Consider the following 223-nt stretch of genomic DNA (forward strand, 5'->3'; position numbering starts at 1 on the left):
GTAGACGATCGGCGCGCCGCACATGTGGGTGACGCCATGCTGCCTGATCAGCTCGAAGATTCTGGTCGGCTCGACCTTGCGCAGGCAGACGTTGATGCCGGCTGACGCCGCGATGGTCCAGGGAAAGCACCAGCCGTTGCAGTGGAACATCGGCAGCGTCCAGAGATAGACCGGATGCTGGCCGAGATTGCCGGCGAGGATATTGCTGACGGCATTGAGATAG

The 223-nt window shown here is 61.4% G+C and carries 1 protein-coding gene; it reads right to left on the minus strand.

From position 1 onward, the window contains the following. A partial coding sequence (locus MOV74_RS41395; RefSeq protein ID WP_246933157.1) for an AMP-binding protein occupies positions 1-223 on the minus strand: 223 nt, incomplete at both ends.

Source organism: Bradyrhizobium sp. SHOUNA76 (assembly GCF_023006445.1).
Classification (GTDB): domain Bacteria; phylum Pseudomonadota; class Alphaproteobacteria; order Rhizobiales; family Xanthobacteraceae; genus Bradyrhizobium.